Source organism: Zavarzinella formosa DSM 19928 (assembly GCF_000255705.1).
GTDB lineage: Bacteria > Planctomycetota > Planctomycetia > Gemmatales > Gemmataceae > Zavarzinella > Zavarzinella formosa.
In genome coordinates this window covers 289433-306819 of sequence record NZ_JH636447.1, presented here as the reverse complement: position 1 = coordinate 306819, position 17387 = coordinate 289433, and the positions used below count along the sequence as shown (strand labels likewise).

Here is a 17387-nt window from a genome sequence, read left to right as displayed (position 1 = left end):
ATTTGCAAATGAAGCCAAGAGCCCCACGGCGTCAGCGGTGGGGGTGGCTTCCAGGGTGTGACGGCCACCCCCACCGCTGACGCCGTGGGGCTCTTGGGAACTCACATAAGATGCTTGTTGAATTTGCCCTTAGGCGAACTTTGCGTCCCCTTGGCGGTCTTTGCGTGAAGTCTTCTCTTCTTCCCCAAGTTCAAAGACCGGCAAAGACCCCCGGTCAACCGGGAGGGCTTTGATGGCCTCGGCCAATGGAACCGAGCCGTAACGGGCGAGCAGCTTTTGCAACCGCTTCCGGCTCTTGCCGATGCCGACATAGGTGCGGAAACGGGACAACCGGCCGAGCGGCAGTTTCGGCTGGTCGGGATCGAACTCCCACGGGTGGAAGTAAAGGATGGGCAGGCCCGTCGGCGACCGGAGCGTTTGCCGGATGGCCGCCCGCATGATGGCCGGTGGGAACAGCCGAAAATAACCGCCCCCGGCCGCCGGGATGTTGTGCCCGAACTTGCGCCAGGTGACCGGCGGCAATTCCAAGAGAGAACACTCCTGGCCGCGAACCATGAAGGGGAAGCGGGGGGCGTCCGGCACGCCGTAGCGGTCGTGCTTGACCGGAAAGATGGACGAATCGTATTGAAACCCGCTCTCGGCCAGCACATCAATGGCCCACGCCGTTTCCCGCATGACACTGAACGTCGGCGCCCGATACCCGATCACTTCCCGGCCGGATGCCTGTTCCAAGGCGTCCTTCGAGAGTCGCAAATCTTCGCGGAATGTCTCCGGCGTGAACCGGTGAACCCGGCGATGATCCCACCCGTGGCTGGCGATCTCATGCCCGGCTTCCGCCAGTTCCCGCACGAGCTTGGGATGCGTTCCGGCGATTTGCCCGACGATGAAAAACGTGGCTCTGGCCTTCGCCCCGGCCAGCGCCCCGGCAATCCACCGGGTGCAGGCCTCCATGCGATCCGCATATTCCCGCTGGCGCTCCGCCGGGCAATCGTGCCCCACGGCCGCCTCAATGCGGTAATGCTCCTCCACATCAAAACTAAAGACGACCGGATTCATGGGGAAACCATCGGGCAAAAAGAAGACAGGAGAGGACAAACCACAAACATGGCCGGGATGCGTCGCCCGGTCATTTTGGTTTGCGGGGTTTCTTCGGCTTGGCCTCGGCCATGTGCCGATGAACCGCCTTGGTTAGTTCGCTTAGGATCTCGGGGGGCACGCCGTCATATTGCGGGCCGTTCTCCAGGAATTTGTCGAACGTCTGCTCGCAGGCCGCCCCGCTGGCAAACCGCGAGGCCCCTTCCTTTTCATACCAAAGCAAATGCCCGTCCTCAAACGCCACGCCCTCGTTGCCCCATTCCCACCGAGTGACCTGTTCCACGACTTGCCTCCCGAAGTGTTCACGCGCCAACGATCCGGCCAACGGAGACATGATAGCCGGTGTTTAATGGAGAGTCCCCGTGAATCATGCCGATGGCAACCTGGCCGGATTCCGGGTCTTTGGTGGTGAAACCAACGAGACCGACGAAGGGGCAATACGGATGACTGTGAAGACTGCTTTTCAGTCAGGCTTTTCTTCATCCGTCTCGTCATCATCACCGATCAGGGAATCTCCCATGACGCCGTTGCCGGTGATCGGTTTCGAGAACAATTCTCGCAATATCGGCGTCCGGCCGGCATGGTGGCGCAGGGCGGCGGCAACCGTCGCCTCCCAATTTTGCAATTCTTCCTCTGTGAAACCTTCCAGATCATCCGATTCGTCTTCAACAGGATTCATCACAACTCCTTGCGTTAAAATCGAGCCATCGTCCGCCACTTCATTGGCGTAAGGCGTCGGCCGCGCGACGGGCGTTATTCGTGATGGCGGATGGGAAAAGCGGATGACAAAAGGACAGGAAAACGGCGAAAAGGTTCGCCGGGCCGCGACCGGGCAAAGATGGATTATTCGGCGGCGGAGTCGAATTCATGCGCCCCGGCCGACACGGCCGGAATTGACTTGGGCGTCAGATCGTGCTTGCCATTGCCGATGGCGGCCAGTTCGTCGAAAGTATGCCCGTGAAGGGATTCGCCGGGACGCACCAGGTCGATTACCTTGGGTCTTCGGGGCGCGTGCTTCGCCCCGGGAGGAACGGTGAGCGGAGTGATGACATAGATTGACTTGTTTTTCCAAATAGAGATATAAACAGTCATTGTTGTTCTTGCTCCTCCACGTCCCGCAGATACTTCCGGACAAACTCCGCCGACCGGGTGAAACATCAGGCGAGCCGAGAGGTCAGTAAATGATAATCGTGCCGTCGGGATAGGTGGCGGGCATTTGCGGTTCCGGCTGAATCCATTCGATAGTCGCCTCAAAATCGACGGCGGCTTCCCGAAGAGCGAGTTCGGCTCCGCCAAACGGCCCCCACCCGTGGTCGGATGCGTCATATTTGACCGACAAGATCGTCAGGATTCGCTCGTCGTCGCACAACCATGTCCCGTCGCCCAGCATGGTCGCCGTCCACAACGGGCCATCAGTGTATCGGCCGTGCATGATCCCCAGCGGCCCGTTGATGTAGGCCGTGTCATCAACGTATTCGCCTTCGTTTTTGTTATCGTTCATTTCAAGGTCCCCTGAATCACGCCGATGACGAATTGACAGTATTCCGGGTCTTTGGCGGCGAAGCCGGCCGGGTCATTGTAAAGAGCCTCAAGGCCCATTGAGAGTATCTCGGTGGCAATTCGTTGTCCATGAATATCAACATAATCCTTGCCACAATAATAGGCACGCAACAACCCTCTCGATTGACCGGCGAACAACCGGTCAAAATGATCTTTCTTGCCGACTTCGGTGGCAGTCAGCTTTTCACCTGGGAAAAGAGGCGCCAGCGGCACCTCTTTCTCGCCGGCGGTGCGATGAGTCAAGAAATCATGCGCAAGTTGCTCGGCGCCCGGAATCTGCCATTCCAGCAGATGGCCCATTTCATGAACCATTTGCGCCGTGCTGGTGTTCGGCCAAGCCATCACAGAAAAATGGGGGTTATTTGGATGAAGTTTCGGGGATTGGGCAGTCGGACGCCCGGATAATTTGGACTGCTTCAATGCCGCTTGGACTTGGTGACCGCCCTCTGTGATACCTGTTAGGAACCGGGCGGCGGCCGTATGGTTGGCCGTCGTGCCGCCGGACGGCGGGAAGTGGTTGGCCGGGACACGGATTTTGATCCGATTCTTGGGCTGTAACATGTTGGTTAGTTCGGCCCGCTGATGATCGGCATTCACACGCAACGAGAGAACCAGTCGTTGTTTTTCCTGGCGTATGTCGGTCAGTTTTTGACTCATTTCCCGAGTGATGGCCGCATGTGCCGCCAGATGCCGTGCGCCGGCCGCCGGTGGAGTTGCCTGTCCCACGAGATGCTTTTTCAATGCGGCGTCCAGCAATTGGTCTTGCGCCCAGAGGTCCTTGATTTTCTCCTGTGCTTCCTCGTTGGCCTTGTGGATCTCCGCAAGCCGGCGGGCATGATCTCGCGAGGTCGTGTCCGCCCGCAGGGCCTGAGCCGATCGGTCGGCTGACAGGCGTTGTTCCAAACCAGCTTGAATCGCTTCGAGGTGCGCCGACCGTGACCGCTTCAGCGGCGTCACGCCCAGCGCGGCAGCGTGGCGCCGGAGTTCCGAGGCGGGCAGATGCGGAAGCGAGTTCAGAATGGCTTGATGTTCGTGGTCGTTGTACCAATTCTGCTTGTTGAGCAATTGATTGATCTTTCCAGCAACGGTGGCGGTATGCGAATTCTTCTCAACATCGCTCGCATCAGGCCGTTCAGCCTGATAACTGACATGACCGCTCTCCGTATGCCGCCAGCCAATGCGGCCCCGTTTGCTGACATGGCGTTTCCACTCACCGGACGAATTCGCCCCGGCGCCGCCGGGGGTTGCCCCTCCGCCGCCGGGCGGGGCCGAGACGTGCCCGCTTCCTTTTTTGGCAAACCTTCCGGTTTTCTCTCGCGGGTGTTTGTCCTTGTCGGCCGACGACCACGCCAGTTTCAGCCGGTGTTCCAGTTTTCGGAGTTTGCGGGCCAGCCGTTTGCGGGCGGTCAACGATAATTGCACAGGCTGTTTGTCATCATTCTTCGGCTTCGCCTTGCTCTTGTCGTTGTCATCCAGAACCTTCTCGGCCAGCGAATCGGGAACAATGTGATAACACTGTCGGCCGAAGTTAATAACAACCAGATTGCGCAAGATCTGGCGGTCAATCGCATCGACTAATAAGTGAACAACTTCGTCGCAACTGCTGAAGAACATCTGGGCGGGAATCGCCCGGCCCGAATAGCCGCTTCCCACCGTGGCGGCGCTGACGAGTTCGGGCGGGATGCCCATGCCGATGAGGATTTCCTTGTCGAGTTCCTGCGGGTATTCGAGGATGTTGCGGACTTCATTGCCGGCCTTGGGGGGTTCGTAGGTCCAGAGGAACTGGCCGTTTTTGTCCATCGTCGAGGGGAGGGACATGACGGCCCCGGCCATCACATCCTCGGCGATCTGCCGGGCGAGGTCTTGGTTGTCGATGCTGGTGATGCCGTCGCCGTTGTCGTAACTGGTCCGGCCGACCGGATAGCGAATCGAGCCGCCGGAAAACGCGCCCTTTTTGAACCAGAGTTGCCGGGATTGCACGGCCCCGTGTCGGCCCCGTGTCGGCCCCGTTTTTCGAGCCACGGCTCATAGGCCCCGGCCATGCGCGGCTGGGACCAATAGCTGCCGTATTCACTTTCACCGGAGAACCAGAAGGCGTGCGGCGCGAGCAAGTCGAACTCGCCGCCTTTGCAATCCGAGGCCATGTGCCCCCGGACGCGGATGCCGCAAAACTGGCCGCGATGTTTTCCCCTGGCAAGCTCCAGCGGTCGGGCATCGCGCGGATGCACCGGGTCGAAGCGGTCGAACACCACCCGCTTCTTTTCGGTGGCGTAACTGATCTCGCCGACGCTGACGCCGTATTCAAAGAACCCGAGAAACTGCCGGAGAGAACTTCGCCAGATTTTTTGAAATTGTTGTTGAACAAATTGGCCGACTTTCTTGTCGTCGGCGACGATGTTGACTTTGACTTGATAAAGAACGGCCCGCAAGATGCGCAAGGCAAACGTCACCTGCGGATCACGCCGCATGGCGTCGGCTTCGCGCAAGGTGAACCACGGGTGTCCGTCGAGCGCGCGCCGGTACCGGTCGGCGCTGAGGAGATGAGGCCGATACCCGGCGGTCTGGCGGGTCGCTTGAAGGAACGCGGCCGGATCAAGCCGCACGCTTTCGGATGGGGTGTCGCTGGCCATCGCCAGAGACTAATGGCTACACCACCAAGACAAGGATGAGGGATGAAGGATGAGGGATGAAATAAAAACCCGACGCCAACGGCAGTGATATCCACCATTTAACATCCGGGCTTTATTTCATCCTTCATCCCTTGTCTTCCGATTCCCTTGTCTTCCGATTCCCTCATCAAAGTCAACGCTGGCCGACTCGGCCACCTGCGGAATCTCTGTCGCGTCATTCGCGCATAGGCATCGGCTCATCGAACACTCCCTCTTGCCGCTTCAACTGAGTCGGCCCCCGCTTGTTTGCCTTCGCCGGGACATACTGGTCAAAGTTCTTCATCAGCTCGGCAAACTCTTCGACGAACTTTTTCGACACGTCCGACGGATAGTCGAAATGGACATAGATGTGCTGGTCGAGTTTCTTGGAATAAGGCGCCAGCAACAACGTGGTAAAGTATCGCACGTCGAACGCATGGGGAACAACGGCCTGGCCCCCGTATCCGCCGTCACGGAGTTCGAGTTCCCCCATGATGCCTCCCTTTTGCGGCCCCGCCCTTTCATAGGCATCCTGCCATTCGCCCGTCAGATGCGGCTCATGAATCATGAATTGCCGGGTGTTGAAGGAAAAGGAAATGGTCCGGTCCTTGAGGGTGAACCGGGCTTTGGGATAGTGCTTCTCCACCAGCTTGCGGACTTCCGCCAGGAACGGCTTCAAATCCTGTCCCGGCGCCTCCCCGGCCGCCGACCGCCCCGACGTCATCAGGAACCCGCCCAGCGCCAGGGCCAATAATGCGGCTCGCCTATCCATTGCGTTTTCTCCGTGTGATGAGACGGTGGTGACACCGGCGGCATACGGTGGATGGAGGATTTTGTCTATTCCAACACGACCGGGTTGGGGCGGAGTTCAGAACGATATGGGGGCTTGTTGGTTTTGTCGGTCCAACATCTTTGAATAGAGACCTTCCGAGTCGTCTCTCGGCGCCTCAATCCATCAGAACCGGAGGTCATTGATTGAAGCAACTCGTCTGGAGTTTGCTCAATCGACGGCACCCATCCAAGCCGGTCTTTTGAACGTCCAGTCCGGCGGTTCGGCGGGCAACTCGTAGCCTTGATTGGCCATGTGAGCGACCAGTTCCCGGATTCGCTTCTCGGAGGCGCATTGCACATGGATGACATCGTGATGGTCGGTTTGAAGCAGTTGCCGGCCGTGATCGGGGATGAAAAACAGGTCGTCATCCACGCACCAGCCGAAGGCCAGGCTGGCGAACAGCACGGCCAGCACGCCGCTCTCTTCTTTCCGCTCGAACCGCACCGCCCCCGGCCAGCCATCCGGGATGCCGGCCCCCTTCAATATCACATCCCGCACCCCTTGATTGCCTGACGACACTTGCCCCCAATTGGGCCATTGGCCCGAACGCGGCCAGAGATACCCGGCGGCCCATTCATCCATTCCGTCCAACATCGAGGCGATGAAATGCGCCCAGGCGGCCGGGTCGGCCGGCGTCACCCAAAAACGCGCGTGATCGCCGGGCGGCAACAGGGTGAGGAGCCCGGAATCCGGGTATTGCGGGTGGAATCCAATGCCCGCCCCGGCCGCCCATTTCAAAAACTCGTTCTGAGTCACCGCCTGCATTCGTTCTCCGTCTCTTTTGGCCGTCGAAGAGTGATTTGATGAATTCGCCGAGGAATGATTTCTCTGACCCATCCCATCTGAAGTGAGATGGATGGCCCCGACGGCTCCCATGCTCCAATTCGGCTTGATTCCACCGTTCGCCAACCGGACAATGCACCGCATGAACGATACGACCGCCATCAGCCCTGACTTGCTTGACGATCCGGTTCTCCGCGAGGCCGACGCCCAGGCTGTTCAAGACTTCGTCGCCAACGGCGCCCCGCTCGACCCGGCCGTCCGCACCCGTGTTCGCGCCCGCGCCGACCGGGCGCGCGAGGCCAATTTCCGGCGAATCGGGCCTGTCAACATCGAAGAACTGTTGCCGCCTTCCACGGTTGACGAATGAAACTTGTTCTCGATGTCTCCGTGGCCGCGAAGTGGTATTTGCGCGATGCGGATATCGTAAAGGCCCTGAAGCTCCGCTTTGATTTTCATGCCGGCGTTCACGAGCTTCTTGCCCCCGACATTTTTCCGGCTGAATGCGCGGGCGTGTTGGTGAGGGCCGAGCGCAAGGGGGATCTTCCCGCCGGTGATGCCGACCTCAATCTGATTGATCTGATGGCCGTCGGGATTCCGGCCCATCCTTCGTTTTCTTTGCTCCGACGGGCGGCGGAGATTGCCCTCTCCAACCGGCTGACTGTTTTCAGCAGCCTTTATCTGGCCTTGGCCGAGCGAGAACAATGCCAGTTTCTCACGGCGGATCAGAAATTGATTCGGGCCACCCGCCGACAGTTCTCCTTTGTGCTTCCGTTTGCGGCACTTTCGTGAATTCAGAATCCCTCGCAAAAATTGGGCGGCCCTTCGGGCGCTCGCGAGGAGATCATCTTGTGGCATCCGTTTGCCGGACATTCGGCCGGAGTTTTCCCGCCCGATCACTTTGCCAGACTTGCCCGGAGGTGGTGTCCAAGGCGGTGAGCCAGCCGCTTCGGGCGCAGTTGGTGTCGATGCAAATCAGGAAGCCCAAATCGAGAATTTCCCCGGAATGCTGCGGCGTGTGTCCCACAACGGCCACCTTGCCCGAATGATGGGGGACGGCCCCGGCCGCGTCGGTGACACGCCATCGCAGCGCCAGCCCCGGTTGATCGGCCAGCGGCAATTCGGGCACGTAGCCGGCATGGACAAATAAATGAGTGGCCGTCTCATGCCAGGGTTGGCAACCCGTCAGGAATTTTTGGTGTGATGAAGGAATCCAGTCCGCCAGCGTTCGCCTCGCCCCTCCGGCGACCCAGCCATAGGACCGGAGCGTGTCGGCGCCGCCCAACGACAGCCACCGTCGCATGGCGTTGACATCGCGAAGAGCATCAAGCAATAGCTCCTCATGGTTCCCCAAAAGCGGAATCAACCGACATTGGCCGGACAGGGTGATGAGCCGGTCCACGACGCCGCGACTGTCCGGGCCTCGGTCGATGTGATCGCCCAAGGTAATCACCGTGTCGGCCGGGCCGGGCTTGATGGCATCGATCAAGGCCGCCAGCGCATCGAGGCAGCCGTGGATGTCACCGATGGCAATCGTGCGGCCCCCGGCCATCATATTCTCCGCATCGACTGAAGCGTTCAGCCGCTTCCCTCTTCAATACCGCCGCCGGCCGGGGGGCATCGACGGGGAGGCGGGTTGGGACGGGCCGGTGTCTTCGGAGGGGTAGATTATTTTTATCCCTTTGCGGACTGTCTTCGCGTCGGCGAAGCGGGGGATGATGTCCTTGTTGAGAATGAATTGCAATTTTTGAATGAGATCGGCGTTCTCGGCGCCCCGGTCCGGCATCAAAATTTCAATCGTGTTCCCGGAAACCTTGAGCGGGAGGATGTTGTTCTCCCAAGCCAGGCATGCCGGCAAATATTCGACGGCGTCCGGATAGACGAAAAACTGGCCGATTGAAATCATGTGATCGCCTTCCGATGTTCAAAAGTGACCGAGCCGATTCGCCGGGCGAGAAGGATCACTTCAGCGTAAACGGTTCGCGGCGATCTGTCAAAGGCAGACGAGCCATTCGGCCCGCCAAGACCGGCTTTGCCAGCGGGCACAACCGCCACGGTGTTTCTCATTTCTCTTTCAGCCGGTTCTTGTGCTGGGCGCCGAGAATCGCGTGGAGCTTTTCCAGCATCCCGCCGTTCAGGTCGGCATAGACATCGTTTTTCGGGCCGTACAGCCGGGCCTCGTGGCAGCCGAAGCAGACGAGCGCCTGATAGGTGTCGTCGCCGTCTTTGAATTCAACGAGCCAGTCCGGATGGAAGCCGCCGCACTTTTTCTCGCCGCGATAACGGGCGAAGGATTTCAAATCGCCGAACAAGGCGATGAGCGCCTTCGCGTCGTCGGCCTTCGGGGTGATCGCGCCCTCATAGAAGGGGAAGTCGCGTTGCTTGACCGTTTTCTTGTCCTTGAGTTCCTTGTCCAGCGCCGCCTTCTCGAACATCTGATGGGGCAACCCCTCCAACAGAGTGAGTGTTTTCGCCTTGGCCATCCCCGCCGTCAGTGCCTTGATGTTCTCGTCAAATCGCGCCGGTGGTTCCCCGTCAACAACGCGGTTTTCTTTCTCGACCGAATGAACAACCGGAGAGAGGCCGAAGAGAGTCACGAACGCGAGAGCCAGTCGCCACATGGGAAAACTCCTTGAGGGAAGAGGGGTTGGTGAATGGCGCACAATCAACAACATTTGCAAATGATATCAAGAGCCCCACTGCGTCAGCGGTGGGGGTGGTTTTCAGTATGTGACAGTCACCCCCACCGCTGACGCAGTGGGGCTCTTGAGGATCTCGCTCAACATGTCTGTTAAATTCACATTTGGGAACGCGAGATTCCCGTCAGCATAAGCGGTTTGGCGTGGCGTGTCAAAAAGTGAATGTCGGAGAGCCGGAATCACCACCCCTCACCCAATCCCCAACCGTCTCGCGTCCTCCGGCCTTGCCGGTCCCACATATTCAAACCCGGCGGTTAGGCGGTTGCTGGCTCGGCGCATCTCGGCGTCGCGGCGGCCGACGCTTGGGGGACGGAGCATTTTCCAGAGCGGGGATTTGGCCCGGCGGCGGATCATGGCGGGGTGGCCAGTGGTGCTGCGGTAGCGGCGGCCGGTTGCGCGCATCACCCCGGCGACGAAGTCGCTCAGCGCGTGGCCGATGCCGACGCCTTGAAAATCGGGCAGGCACACCGTCCGGTGTTCCCGCCAATACGACACGAGGCCCGGCGCGTGAATCACCGAGGCGAACGCCGCCGGACGGCCGTCGAGCAGAGCGACAAAGCACTTCGCGGAATTGTTCAGCGTGCCGTCTAAATAGTGATGACGCTTGAAGACCCTCCAAGCCGAACGACGCGCGCGGATGATCTCCAGCGAGATGGCTGGCCGTCCCTGAAGCGACCTCCGGGCAAGGCTTCCTGATGGCATCTCCAACACCCAATCCGGGTCGAGCCATTCCTCCACATCATAATGGCAGGTCACCGCGACGAAGCGTTTGCCGGGTGTTCGCCGCACGGCCTTGGCGACGGCCGACGACCCGATTTGGGCGACCGTGCGATCCACCACCGATGTGAATTCATCAACCACAATCACCGGCCGGGGATCGACCAGCGAGCGCGCCAGCGTGGCCCGAAATTGTTCCCCGTTGGAAAGACAGGCGAACGGCCGAAGCCACGACGGCGGCGACGAAAACCCGACCGACGACAATGCGGCCGTGATGTCCCGGATCGACAGGCCCGGCGGGAAGCCATCGACAATCGCCCGGTTGGCCGGCCAGTCGTACCCGCCGACGAGGGCTTCCGCGAAGGCTTCCCGCGCGACCGTCGATTTCCCGGACCCGGACGGCCCGACAATCAGGCCGACCTGCCAGTTCTCGTCGGCGCCGGGCAAATCGACTTTCCACGCCTGTTCGCTGCGCCGTGCGGGAAGCACATCGAACAGCCCCTCCAGTTGAATCACGCGCGGCGTCCGCTCGACGGCGACGGATTTCAGGAAATGAGCGACCGGCATTCATACCCCTCCGCGTCGAGCCGGGCAAGCAACTCGGCCTGCTCCTCCTCGGTCTTGCAAATCACCAGCACATCATGCCGTTCGGGAATTTCGTCTTCATTGGCCGCTTCTTCTTCGTCGGTCGATTCATCCGCTTCGACGAGCGAGTCGAGCAACTCGCGCACGGCCTTGTTGTCCGTGGCGACATCGGCCAGCAGCGACGCCAGCGCCCCCTGATCGGCATCAGCCGCCGCCGCGACGGGATCGAGTGTGGCGAGAATCTTGGCCTCGTCCTCCTCGGACCAGTCGCCAATCAACACCGGCACGGCCTCCCCCGGCTTGCGGATGGCGATGGCCCGCCGCGCGTGCCCGTCGATGAGCCGCCCGGTGCGCTCGTTAAACAACAACGCCCCCGCCCAGCCGACCTCCCCCAACAATCCCTCCAACGCCGCGACCTGCGCCGGCGGATGCGCCCGCCAGTTGCGAGGATTTTCGACCAGTTCGGCCGGAAGCCGATACTCCAGTCGAAGGCGGGGAAGAGAAGACGCCGGACGTGGTTTTGCTTTTTTGGCCATGCGGCCAAGGGTAATGGATACAGGGGGGGAGGAATTTTAGAGCGAAGCAGTCTTGGTCTTGGCGAGCCGAGCGGCGTAAGCCGCCGGAGTTTGTCTTGGCGAGCCGAGCAGCGTTAGCTGCCGGGTGGCTTCCGGCAGGGAAGGCGTTTGAGCCACGGGTTATAAGTCCGGCTGAGTGAAGGGGAGGCGGTTCAACCACCGGAAGCCACCCGGCTCCTTACGGAGCTCGGCTCGCCAAAACCAAAACCATGCTTGGTGCAAAATCAAGCAGTATTTGCAAACGATCCCAAGAGCCCCACTGCGTCAGCGGTGGGGGTTGCATCTCGTGTGTGACAGCCACCCCCACCGCTGACGCAGTGGGGCTCTTGAATCTCTCGCACAAGACGCTTGTTGAATTTGCATGAGGAACCCACCAAACGGCCACGGTCTGAAAAGACCGGCCAACCCAGACCATTCCGTCAGAGCAAAACGATTATTTGCCGTTGCGTTTGGCCAGATGAGCAATCACCGCCTGCCGCACCTCGGCCACCACATCCGCCGGGGTGTCGACGAGGAAAGGCCCGTTCTTCAGGAAGTCGTCAAACTCCTGATCGGAGGCCGCGCCGCTGGCGAACGCGACGGCGCCCAACTGCTCGTACCACGTGAGATAGTTTTCGTAGAGCGCCACGCCCACGTTGCCCCACTCCCACCGATTGTCGAATGTCATGATTGGCTTTCCCAAGGGGCGAATCAGAGATTACCGGCCGCGCGACGCCGCCACGACTCCTCAAACCAGTCCAAGCCCGCGGCCTTTGGGGAGATGGCGACCGCGTGGCCGGCATGTTCCGCAATGAGGGGGTCGTTCATCCCCAGTGTGCTGTTCGCCATCGCGGCGATCAGTCGGGCATACACGACGATCACTTCCAGAAACTGCCCGGAAGTCAGCCCCGTCTCGGCCGGGTAATCTTCCTTGTAATACATCTTCAACAGCCGGCCACCCTCGACATAGTAGTCGTCCGTCGCCTTGGTGGCGACATGCCACACCCCGTCAATCTCCGACGCCGTTTTGGCCGAAAATTTCAACTGCCAGAACTCCAACCCGGCCACCTCATACCGCGCCAACAACTCCAACACCGGATCATCCGGATGCGCAAACAACGCCTTCCGCCGCCGCCGAACCCCCGCGGGCAATTTCTTTTTGCCCTGCAAACCGGCCAGGGCGGCAATAAACTCGTCGGCGGTCATGGGGTGTTCCTTGTAATCATGCCGTTTTCGATCTGGTGTCAGGATCGAAGGCTTATCCTCTTTGTGATCCAATCGCCAAAAATCAACATCAGACAGATGACAGGAATCCAGATAATCATCCGAATCAGATGAATGGCGGCCAATGGCCGCCAGTTTGTATGCAGCAAGCTCCATAACATCCAGTTGAGGCACCGATCAGTGGGGGCATTATCCAAATCGAGCGTGACCGCCGGAGGTTGATAGTTTGCTTTTCGGACATGCCCGACGAACGAGCGGGGCAGCCGGATTCCCATGCGGATGTAGTATCCCAAGCCGCCGGGAAACACCCAAATGCCATCGGTGCGAAAGAATGCCTCAATCCACCTTTCGCGATTGCCAATCATTGGATGTTCTTCCCAATCATTATTCAACGGTTTCATCTGATGAGCCGACTCCACATATCGGGCGATTTTCTCTCTTTCCGCCTCCGTCAAGTCGCCATTCAACAACTGACACGGATTTGGAAAGGGGCCAAACCACTCACTCCATGCGCCGATCATACGCAATCGTCCGCTCATCGATCATTACCCCGGCTTTCCGGTCTGAAAAGACCGGTTAATCTAGCCCGGTCCGTGAGGGCCGGGAAGCCCTGTCGGCGCCAGTTCAATTCTCAACATCCTATTCAACCACATATTCTCGTTCTTCCTCTCGCATTTCTCGCTCCTTGATTCGTTTCGCCAGCCATTTGATGACGGGCAAGGCCGGCAGGCTCAGGGCGGCCAGCCACCGGTTGGAGCGGTTGGAGCAGCACCAATAGATCCATTCCTCGAACGAATAAGGAGTCATTTGCAGGGCTTCGAGCTGTTCCGGGGTCACTGATACTTGTTGTTGACGCCTTGCATGGAGGCAGAAATCTTTCGGAAGCCGGACGGCATATCGTTCCACATAGACGGGAAGCCCCTCCGGCCAAACCCAGATGCCGTCGGTCAAGTCGGCCGACCCCATCTCTTCATCCGGCGGGCCGTTTCGGAAACAGCAATGGGAAAACCCCAGACATGAGTGGAGCCTGACCCCTGATCGCAAGTATTCAGCAATCACCCAGCGATCTTCGATGTCCCGCTCCCGGTCAACCAGTTCTTTGGGGTGGGGAAGAAAAACAAAATTTTCCGGACAGCGCCAGTAGCCGATGGCACGCAGCGGTTCGCTCATCAATTCCTCTCTTGGATTTCCGGTTTGAGGGACCGGTCGCCCCGGTGCGTGAGCCTGGCCCTCACGGACCAGTCTGGGCTAGCCGGTCTTTCAGACCGAAAAGCCTTGCAGGCGATTGGCTTATGGCCGGGTATTTCATTGGCCTTCGCGGCCCGGACACAAAACACCCGGTGGCGTTTTCCCGAATCTTTACTCATTTTCGGCCGTCGCTCGTCTTTAGATAGGATACCCGTCTTTTTTGAAACTCTCGGAAGGAACTCTCATGACTGCCATGCGTCGTCTCTTGTGGGGCTTTCCTGTTCTTGGGGCGTTGGCTCTGGGCGCCGGGTTGATGACTCAGCGGGGGGAGTCGGCCCCGGCTGTTGCGGTTGGCGAAAAGGGGGACAGGCTGCCGGATTTGAAGCCGGCGATCAGCCTGCCGATTTCGCAGGTGATCTTGTTCAACTCCGGGGTGGGACACTTCACCCGCTCCGGCGAGATTGAGGGGGATGCCCGTGTCGATCTGACCTTCCCCGAGCATGACATCAATGATCTCATCAAATCAATGACATTGATTGATTCGTCCAAAACCGGCCGGGTTTCTTCCGTCACTTATGATTCGCACGACCCCATCGACCGGACGCTTCAATCGTTCGCCATCAACCTGAATAACAATCCGAGTTTTGCCAACATCCTGACGCAAGCCCGAGGCGAGGCCGTCGAGGTCACGCTGATTAACACCGCCAATCAACCGGGCAGTCTGACCGGGAAGATTATTGGTGTTGAAAAGCAGAAGATCACCGGCAAGGACGGGACGCAGGAAGTTGAAGTCTTGAATATGTGGTGTGCCGAGGGGGTGCGGGCGGTTCGGCTGAATGAACTGCAAAAACTGCGGTTCTCGAACCCGGTGATTGAAAATGAAATGCGCCGGGCGCTCGAAACCTTGTCGCTGTCGCATGACTCGCAAAAGAAGGCCGTCAGCCTGAACTTTAGCGGGGAAGGCAAGCGCAAAGTCGAAGTCGGCTATGTGATCGAGAACCCGATTTGGAAGACCAGTTATCGGCTCGTGCTGGACAAAGAGGGCAAACCCTTCTTGCAAGGCTGGGCCGTCGTTGAAAACCCGACGGATGAAGACTGGACCGGCGTGACGATGGCCCTCGTCTCCGGCCGGCCGATCTCTTTCAAGATGGATTTATACAACCCGCTCTATGTGGGCCGGCCGACGGTGGAACCGGAGCTCTTCGCCTCCCTGCGGCCGCCAACGTATGACGGGGCCATGAACACTTGGGGCAAAATACCGACCCAGATGGCGGGCGCGGCTCAACCGCCGAGGCCAGGCTCCGGGCCTCGGTTTGACGCTCCGCAAGAGGCCTTGAAAAAATCGGCGAAGTCGGAACACAAAGCAGTTGACGAGATGGAGCGCCTGAATTTCGCCAGGGATGCGGCCGTGCGGTTGCGGTCGGACCTCAACCTCGGGGATAGCGTGCAAAGCACCACGACGGCCTCGGCCCTTGGTGATTATCATCAATATGTGGTCGATCAACCCGTGAACCTCGGCCGGCAAAAATCGGCGCTGCTGCCGATTGTCAACAAGAAGGTGGAGGGGAAGCGTGTCAGCATTTATAACCCGGCGGTGCAAGCCAAGCACCCGCTGTTAGGGTTGAAGTTTAAAAACACCGCCGGGATGCCGTTATCACAAGGGCCGATCACCGTGTTTGAAGGATCGGTTTATGCCGGGGACACCCGAGTATTGGACCTGCAACCGGATGAGGAACGATTGGTGAGCTATGCCATCGACCTTGGCACGGAAGTCTCCGCGAAGAACGGCAACAACACGTCCAAGATCACCAAGGTGAAAGCCGTCAAGGGCATCGTTTATACCAGCACACTGATCCGCGAGGAGCGGGTGTATGACATCGCCAATCGCTCCGCGACTGACCGCACGTTGTTGATCGAACACCCGAACCGCAAGGGGCAGGGCTTCAAGTTCGTCGGCAAGAACACCCCGGCCGAGGAAGCGGCCGATGTGTATCGCTTCCAGGTGGAGGTGGCCTCCAAGAAAGATACCAGTTACACCATCGTTGAAGAACGCGAAGCCGGCAGCGAGATGCACCTGACGAATCAGGCCGACGACACGATCCGCTATTTCATCAACCTGAAGGAGGCCCCGGAGAGCCTGAAGACGCAACTTCAGGAAGCCCTCAAAATGAAAGCCGGCTGGGACACCCTTCGGCAAGAAATCCAAAACGCCGACCGCCGCATCCAGACCATCACGGCTGACCAAAAACGCCTGCGCGACAACCTGCGGGAAACCCCGAAAGAGTCCCCGCTGTTTACTCGCTATCTGACCACCCTGGAAAATCAAGAAAAGGAAATGGACGACCTGCAAGCCAGGCTCAAGAAGCTCCACGGCGACGAGGCTTCGACCAAGACGAAATACGACCACTATCTGGCCAGCCTGTCGGCGGAATGAGTCGGTGATTGGAGGCAGGTCCGCAATGTCACGGATCTGTCAATACTGGCTCGTTTTGGTATTGGCGAGCCGAGCAGCGTGAGCTGCCGGGTGGCTTCCGGCAGGGAAGTCGCTTTCGCCACGGGTTTGAGTCTGGCTGAATAAAGTGGAGGCGGTTCGACCGCAGGGAGCCACCCGGCAGCTCACGCTGCTCGGCTCGCCAATACCAAGAACACACTCGCTCCGCTTCGTAAAGCCTTCGCGTCGCGGCTTCACGTCGCGGATAACCGATGTGAAATAGAGCGAGTCGTTTTTTCGCTCCTCACGCCGCCTCGGCTTCAATCACAGAAGTTGGCGATTTCGTCGGCGTCACGCGCGTCAGTTTCCAACCGGCGCCGGCGAGCAGTTGGGCGTATTCGGCTTCCGTCCGCTCTTTGCCGCTGGCGATCACCAGCATTTCCAGGTCGAGCAGTTTGCCGGGGGACGGGTCGTTGCCCGGCGGGATCACCATTTCCACCAGCGCCAGCTTCGCGCCGGGGTTGGCGGCGGAGCGGCAGTTCCGCAGAATCGTCGTCGCCTTGTCGTCGGCCCAGTCGTGAATGATGTGCTTCATGACGTACAAGTCACCGGCGGGCACGGCCAGGAAGAAGTCGCCCCCCTCGGCCCGGCAGCGATTGGCCAGACCGGCTTCGGCGATCCTCGGCGTCGCCCCGGCGACCACATGGGGCGAGTCGAACACGATGCCGTGCGGCTTGGGGTGCTTCGCCAAGATCGTGCAGAGCAGGTGGCCGTGGCCGCCGCCGACATCGACAATGGTGTCGAACGGCGAGAAGTCAAAGGCTTCCGCGACGGCCGGGGAGGCTTGCATCGAGAACCCGGTCATGCCGTCGTCGAACACCGCCGACTCGGCCGGATGTTTCGACAAGTAATCGAACACCGGCTCGCCGAACACTTCATTGAACGCGGTCCCGCCGGTGCGGACGGATTCCAGCAGTTGCCCCCACGGCCGCCAGCTCCAGTCGGCCCCGCAGTAATCCGCGACGGCCCGCATCGACCCCGGCACGCCGGTCCGCAACACCTCGGAAAGCGGCG

21 protein-coding genes and 1 pseudogene are annotated in these 17387 nt (G+C 59.6%); 3 read left to right on the top strand and 19 right to left on the bottom strand.

Annotated elements, in window-relative coordinates; genetic code table 11:
* Positions 1–129 precede the first annotated feature (129 nt).
* The 9 genes and pseudogenes from BGIM_RS54650 to BGIM_RS0138100 all read right to left on the bottom strand — a co-directional run bounded on the left by BGIM_RS54650 (position 130) and on the right by BGIM_RS0138100 (position 6900).
* The gene (locus tag BGIM_RS54650; protein ID WP_020474872.1) at positions 130–1056 is read right to left on the bottom strand and encodes an XrtA system polysaccharide deacetylase; all 927 of its coding nucleotides are present in this window, start codon (positions 1054–1056) and stop codon (positions 130–132) included.
* Positions 1057–1126: 70 nt separating this feature from the next.
* Positions 1127–1378, bottom strand: a complete 252-nt coding sequence (locus tag BGIM_RS0138135) for a hypothetical protein (protein ID WP_157369738.1) — start codon at positions 1376–1378, stop codon at positions 1127–1129.
* Between the two features lie 180 nt (positions 1379–1558).
* Positions 1559–1774, bottom strand: a complete 216-nt coding sequence (locus BGIM_RS0138130; RefSeq protein WP_020474870.1) for a hypothetical protein — start codon at positions 1772–1774, stop codon at positions 1559–1561.
* A gap of 164 nt (positions 1775–1938) precedes the next feature.
* On the bottom strand, positions 1939–2187 hold the full coding sequence (locus BGIM_RS0138125) for a hypothetical protein (RefSeq protein ID WP_020474869.1): 249 nt from the start codon (positions 2185–2187) through the stop codon (positions 1939–1941).
* Positions 2188–2269: 82 nt separating this feature from the next.
* Positions 2270–2596, bottom strand: a complete 327-nt coding sequence (locus BGIM_RS0138120) for a hypothetical protein (RefSeq protein ID WP_020474868.1) — start codon at positions 2594–2596, stop codon at positions 2270–2272.
* Positions 2593–4677, bottom strand: a complete 2085-nt coding sequence (locus BGIM_RS0138115; RefSeq protein ID WP_162136331.1) for a hypothetical protein — start codon at positions 4675–4677, stop codon at positions 2593–2595. Before BGIM_RS0138115 ends, BGIM_RS0138120 begins: the two co-directional genes overlap by 4 nt.
* A gap of 41 nt (positions 4678–4718) precedes the next feature.
* Positions 4719–5123, bottom strand: a pseudogene (locus tag BGIM_RS68675) (hypothetical protein); the annotation flags it as partial.
* A gap of 376 nt (positions 5124–5499) precedes the next feature.
* Positions 5500–6075, bottom strand: a complete 576-nt coding sequence (locus BGIM_RS0138105; protein WP_020474865.1) for a hypothetical protein — start codon at positions 6073–6075, stop codon at positions 5500–5502.
* A gap of 228 nt (positions 6076–6303) precedes the next feature.
* Positions 6304–6900 (bottom strand): hypothetical protein, encoded by a 597-nt coding sequence (locus BGIM_RS0138100; RefSeq protein WP_020474864.1) that lies wholly within the window; start codon positions 6898–6900, stop codon positions 6304–6306.
* Between the two features lie 91 nt (positions 6901–6991).
* Between BGIM_RS0138100 and BGIM_RS0138095 the strand changes: the two genes are divergently transcribed.
* Both BGIM_RS0138095 and BGIM_RS54645 read left to right on the top strand, forming a co-directional pair.
* Complete coding sequence (locus BGIM_RS0138095; protein ID WP_020474863.1) at positions 6992–7285, top strand: hypothetical protein; 294 nt, start codon at positions 6992–6994, stop codon at positions 7283–7285.
* Positions 7282–7707, top strand: coding sequence for a type II toxin-antitoxin system VapC family toxin (locus BGIM_RS54645; RefSeq protein ID WP_020474862.1), 426 nt, complete (start codon positions 7282–7284; stop codon positions 7705–7707). The genes BGIM_RS0138095 and BGIM_RS54645 overlap by 4 nt, the downstream gene beginning before the upstream one ends.
* Positions 7708–7759: 52 nt before the next feature.
* Here BGIM_RS54645 and BGIM_RS0138085 read toward each other — a convergent pair whose 3' ends face one another.
* From BGIM_RS0138085 to BGIM_RS58990, 9 genes are all read right to left on the bottom strand, one after another.
* Positions 7760–8470, bottom strand: a complete 711-nt coding sequence (locus tag BGIM_RS0138085; protein WP_157369736.1) for a metallophosphoesterase family protein — start codon at positions 8468–8470, stop codon at positions 7760–7762.
* 39 nt (positions 8471–8509) lie between these two features.
* Entirely contained in the window at positions 8510–8821 is a 312-nt protein-coding gene (locus BGIM_RS0138080) for a GspE/PulE/PilB domain-containing protein (protein WP_020474860.1), read from the bottom strand.
* Between the two features lie 157 nt (positions 8822–8978).
* Entirely contained in the window at positions 8979–9536 is a 558-nt protein-coding gene (locus BGIM_RS0138070; RefSeq protein ID WP_020474858.1) for a hypothetical protein, read from the bottom strand.
* A 267-nt stretch (positions 9537–9803) separates the two neighbouring features.
* Entirely contained in the window at positions 9804–10898 is a 1095-nt protein-coding gene (locus BGIM_RS54640; protein ID WP_020474857.1) for a GNAT family N-acetyltransferase, read from the bottom strand.
* Positions 10877–11452, bottom strand: a complete 576-nt coding sequence (locus tag BGIM_RS0138060; RefSeq protein ID WP_020474856.1) for a ParB N-terminal domain-containing protein — start codon at positions 11450–11452, stop codon at positions 10877–10879. The genes BGIM_RS54640 and BGIM_RS0138060 overlap by 22 nt, the downstream gene beginning before the upstream one ends.
* A 472-nt stretch (positions 11453–11924) precedes the next feature.
* Positions 11925–12158, bottom strand: a complete 234-nt coding sequence (locus BGIM_RS0138055) for a hypothetical protein (RefSeq protein WP_020474855.1) — start codon at positions 12156–12158, stop codon at positions 11925–11927.
* A gap of 23 nt (positions 12159–12181) precedes the next feature.
* Entirely contained in the window at positions 12182–12676 is a 495-nt protein-coding gene (locus BGIM_RS0138050) for a hypothetical protein (protein WP_020474854.1), read from the bottom strand.
* Positions 12677–12714: 38 nt separating this feature from the next.
* Entirely contained in the window at positions 12715–13059 is a 345-nt protein-coding gene (locus BGIM_RS54635; protein WP_157369735.1) for a hypothetical protein, read from the bottom strand.
* Between the two features lie 274 nt (positions 13060–13333).
* Entirely contained in the window at positions 13334–13864 is a 531-nt protein-coding gene (locus BGIM_RS58990) for a hypothetical protein (protein ID WP_020474852.1), read from the bottom strand.
* Between the two features lie 262 nt (positions 13865–14126).
* Between BGIM_RS58990 and BGIM_RS0138035 the strand changes: the two genes are divergently transcribed.
* Positions 14127–16316, top strand: coding sequence for a hypothetical protein (locus tag BGIM_RS0138035; protein WP_020474851.1), 2190 nt, complete (start codon positions 14127–14129; stop codon positions 16314–16316).
* A gap of 301 nt (positions 16317–16617) precedes the next feature.
* Here BGIM_RS0138035 and BGIM_RS54625 read toward each other — a convergent pair.
* A partial coding sequence (locus tag BGIM_RS54625; RefSeq protein ID WP_238537803.1) for a methyltransferase occupies positions 16618–17387 on the bottom strand: 770 nt, incomplete at its 5' end.

What these genes read in the sequence shown, in the direction of transcription:
- BGIM_RS54650 (WP_020474872.1), bottom strand. Translation starts at nt 1,056, where the DNA reads ATGAATCCGGTCGTCTTTAGTTTTGATGTGGAGGAGCATTACCGCATT.
- BGIM_RS0138130 (WP_020474870.1), bottom strand. Translation starts at nt 1,774, where the DNA reads ATGAATCCTGTTGAAGACGAATCGGATGATCTGGAAGGTTTCACAGAG.
- BGIM_RS0138125 (WP_020474869.1), bottom strand. Translation starts at nt 2,187, where the DNA reads ATGACTGTTTATATCTCTATTTGGAAAAACAAGTCAATCTATGTCATC.
- BGIM_RS0138120 (WP_020474868.1), bottom strand. Translation starts at nt 2,596, where the DNA reads ATGAACGATAACAAAAACGAAGGCGAATACGTTGATGACACGGCCTAC.
- BGIM_RS0138105 (WP_020474865.1), bottom strand. Translation starts at nt 6,075, where the DNA reads ATGGATAGGCGAGCCGCATTATTGGCCCTGGCGCTGGGCGGGTTCCTG.
- BGIM_RS0138100 (WP_020474864.1), bottom strand. Translation starts at nt 6,900, where the DNA reads ATGCAGGCGGTGACTCAGAACGAGTTTTTGAAATGGGCGGCCGGGGCG.
- BGIM_RS0138095 (WP_020474863.1), top strand. Translation starts at nt 6,992, where the DNA reads ATGGCCCCGACGGCTCCCATGCTCCAATTCGGCTTGATTCCACCGTTC.
- BGIM_RS54645 (WP_020474862.1), top strand. Translation starts at nt 7,282, where the DNA reads ATGAAACTTGTTCTCGATGTCTCCGTGGCCGCGAAGTGGTATTTGCGC.
- BGIM_RS0138085 (WP_157369736.1), bottom strand. Translation starts at nt 8,470, where the DNA reads ATGATGGCCGGGGGCCGCACGATTGCCATCGGTGACATCCACGGCTGC.
- BGIM_RS0138080 (WP_020474860.1), bottom strand. Translation starts at nt 8,821, where the DNA reads ATGATTTCAATCGGCCAGTTTTTCGTCTATCCGGACGCCGTCGAATAT.
- BGIM_RS0138070 (WP_020474858.1), bottom strand. Translation starts at nt 9,536, where the DNA reads ATGTGGCGACTGGCTCTCGCGTTCGTGACTCTCTTCGGCCTCTCTCCG.
- BGIM_RS54640 (WP_020474857.1), bottom strand. Translation starts at nt 10,898, where the DNA reads ATGCCGGTCGCTCATTTCCTGAAATCCGTCGCCGTCGAGCGGACGCCG.
- BGIM_RS0138060 (WP_020474856.1), bottom strand. Translation starts at nt 11,452, where the DNA reads ATGGCCAAAAAAGCAAAACCACGTCCGGCGTCTTCTCTTCCCCGCCTT.
- BGIM_RS0138055 (WP_020474855.1), bottom strand. Translation starts at nt 12,158, where the DNA reads ATGACATTCGACAATCGGTGGGAGTGGGGCAACGTGGGCGTGGCGCTC.
- BGIM_RS0138050 (WP_020474854.1), bottom strand. Translation starts at nt 12,676, where the DNA reads ATGACCGCCGACGAGTTTATTGCCGCCCTGGCCGGTTTGCAGGGCAAA.
- BGIM_RS54635 (WP_157369735.1), bottom strand. Translation starts at nt 13,059, where the DNA reads ATGATTGGCAATCGCGAAAGGTGGATTGAGGCATTCTTTCGCACCGAT.
- BGIM_RS58990 (WP_020474852.1), bottom strand. Translation starts at nt 13,864, where the DNA reads ATGAGCGAACCGCTGCGTGCCATCGGCTACTGGCGCTGTCCGGAAAAT.
- BGIM_RS0138035 (WP_020474851.1), top strand. Translation starts at nt 14,127, where the DNA reads ATGACTGCCATGCGTCGTCTCTTGTGGGGCTTTCCTGTTCTTGGGGCG.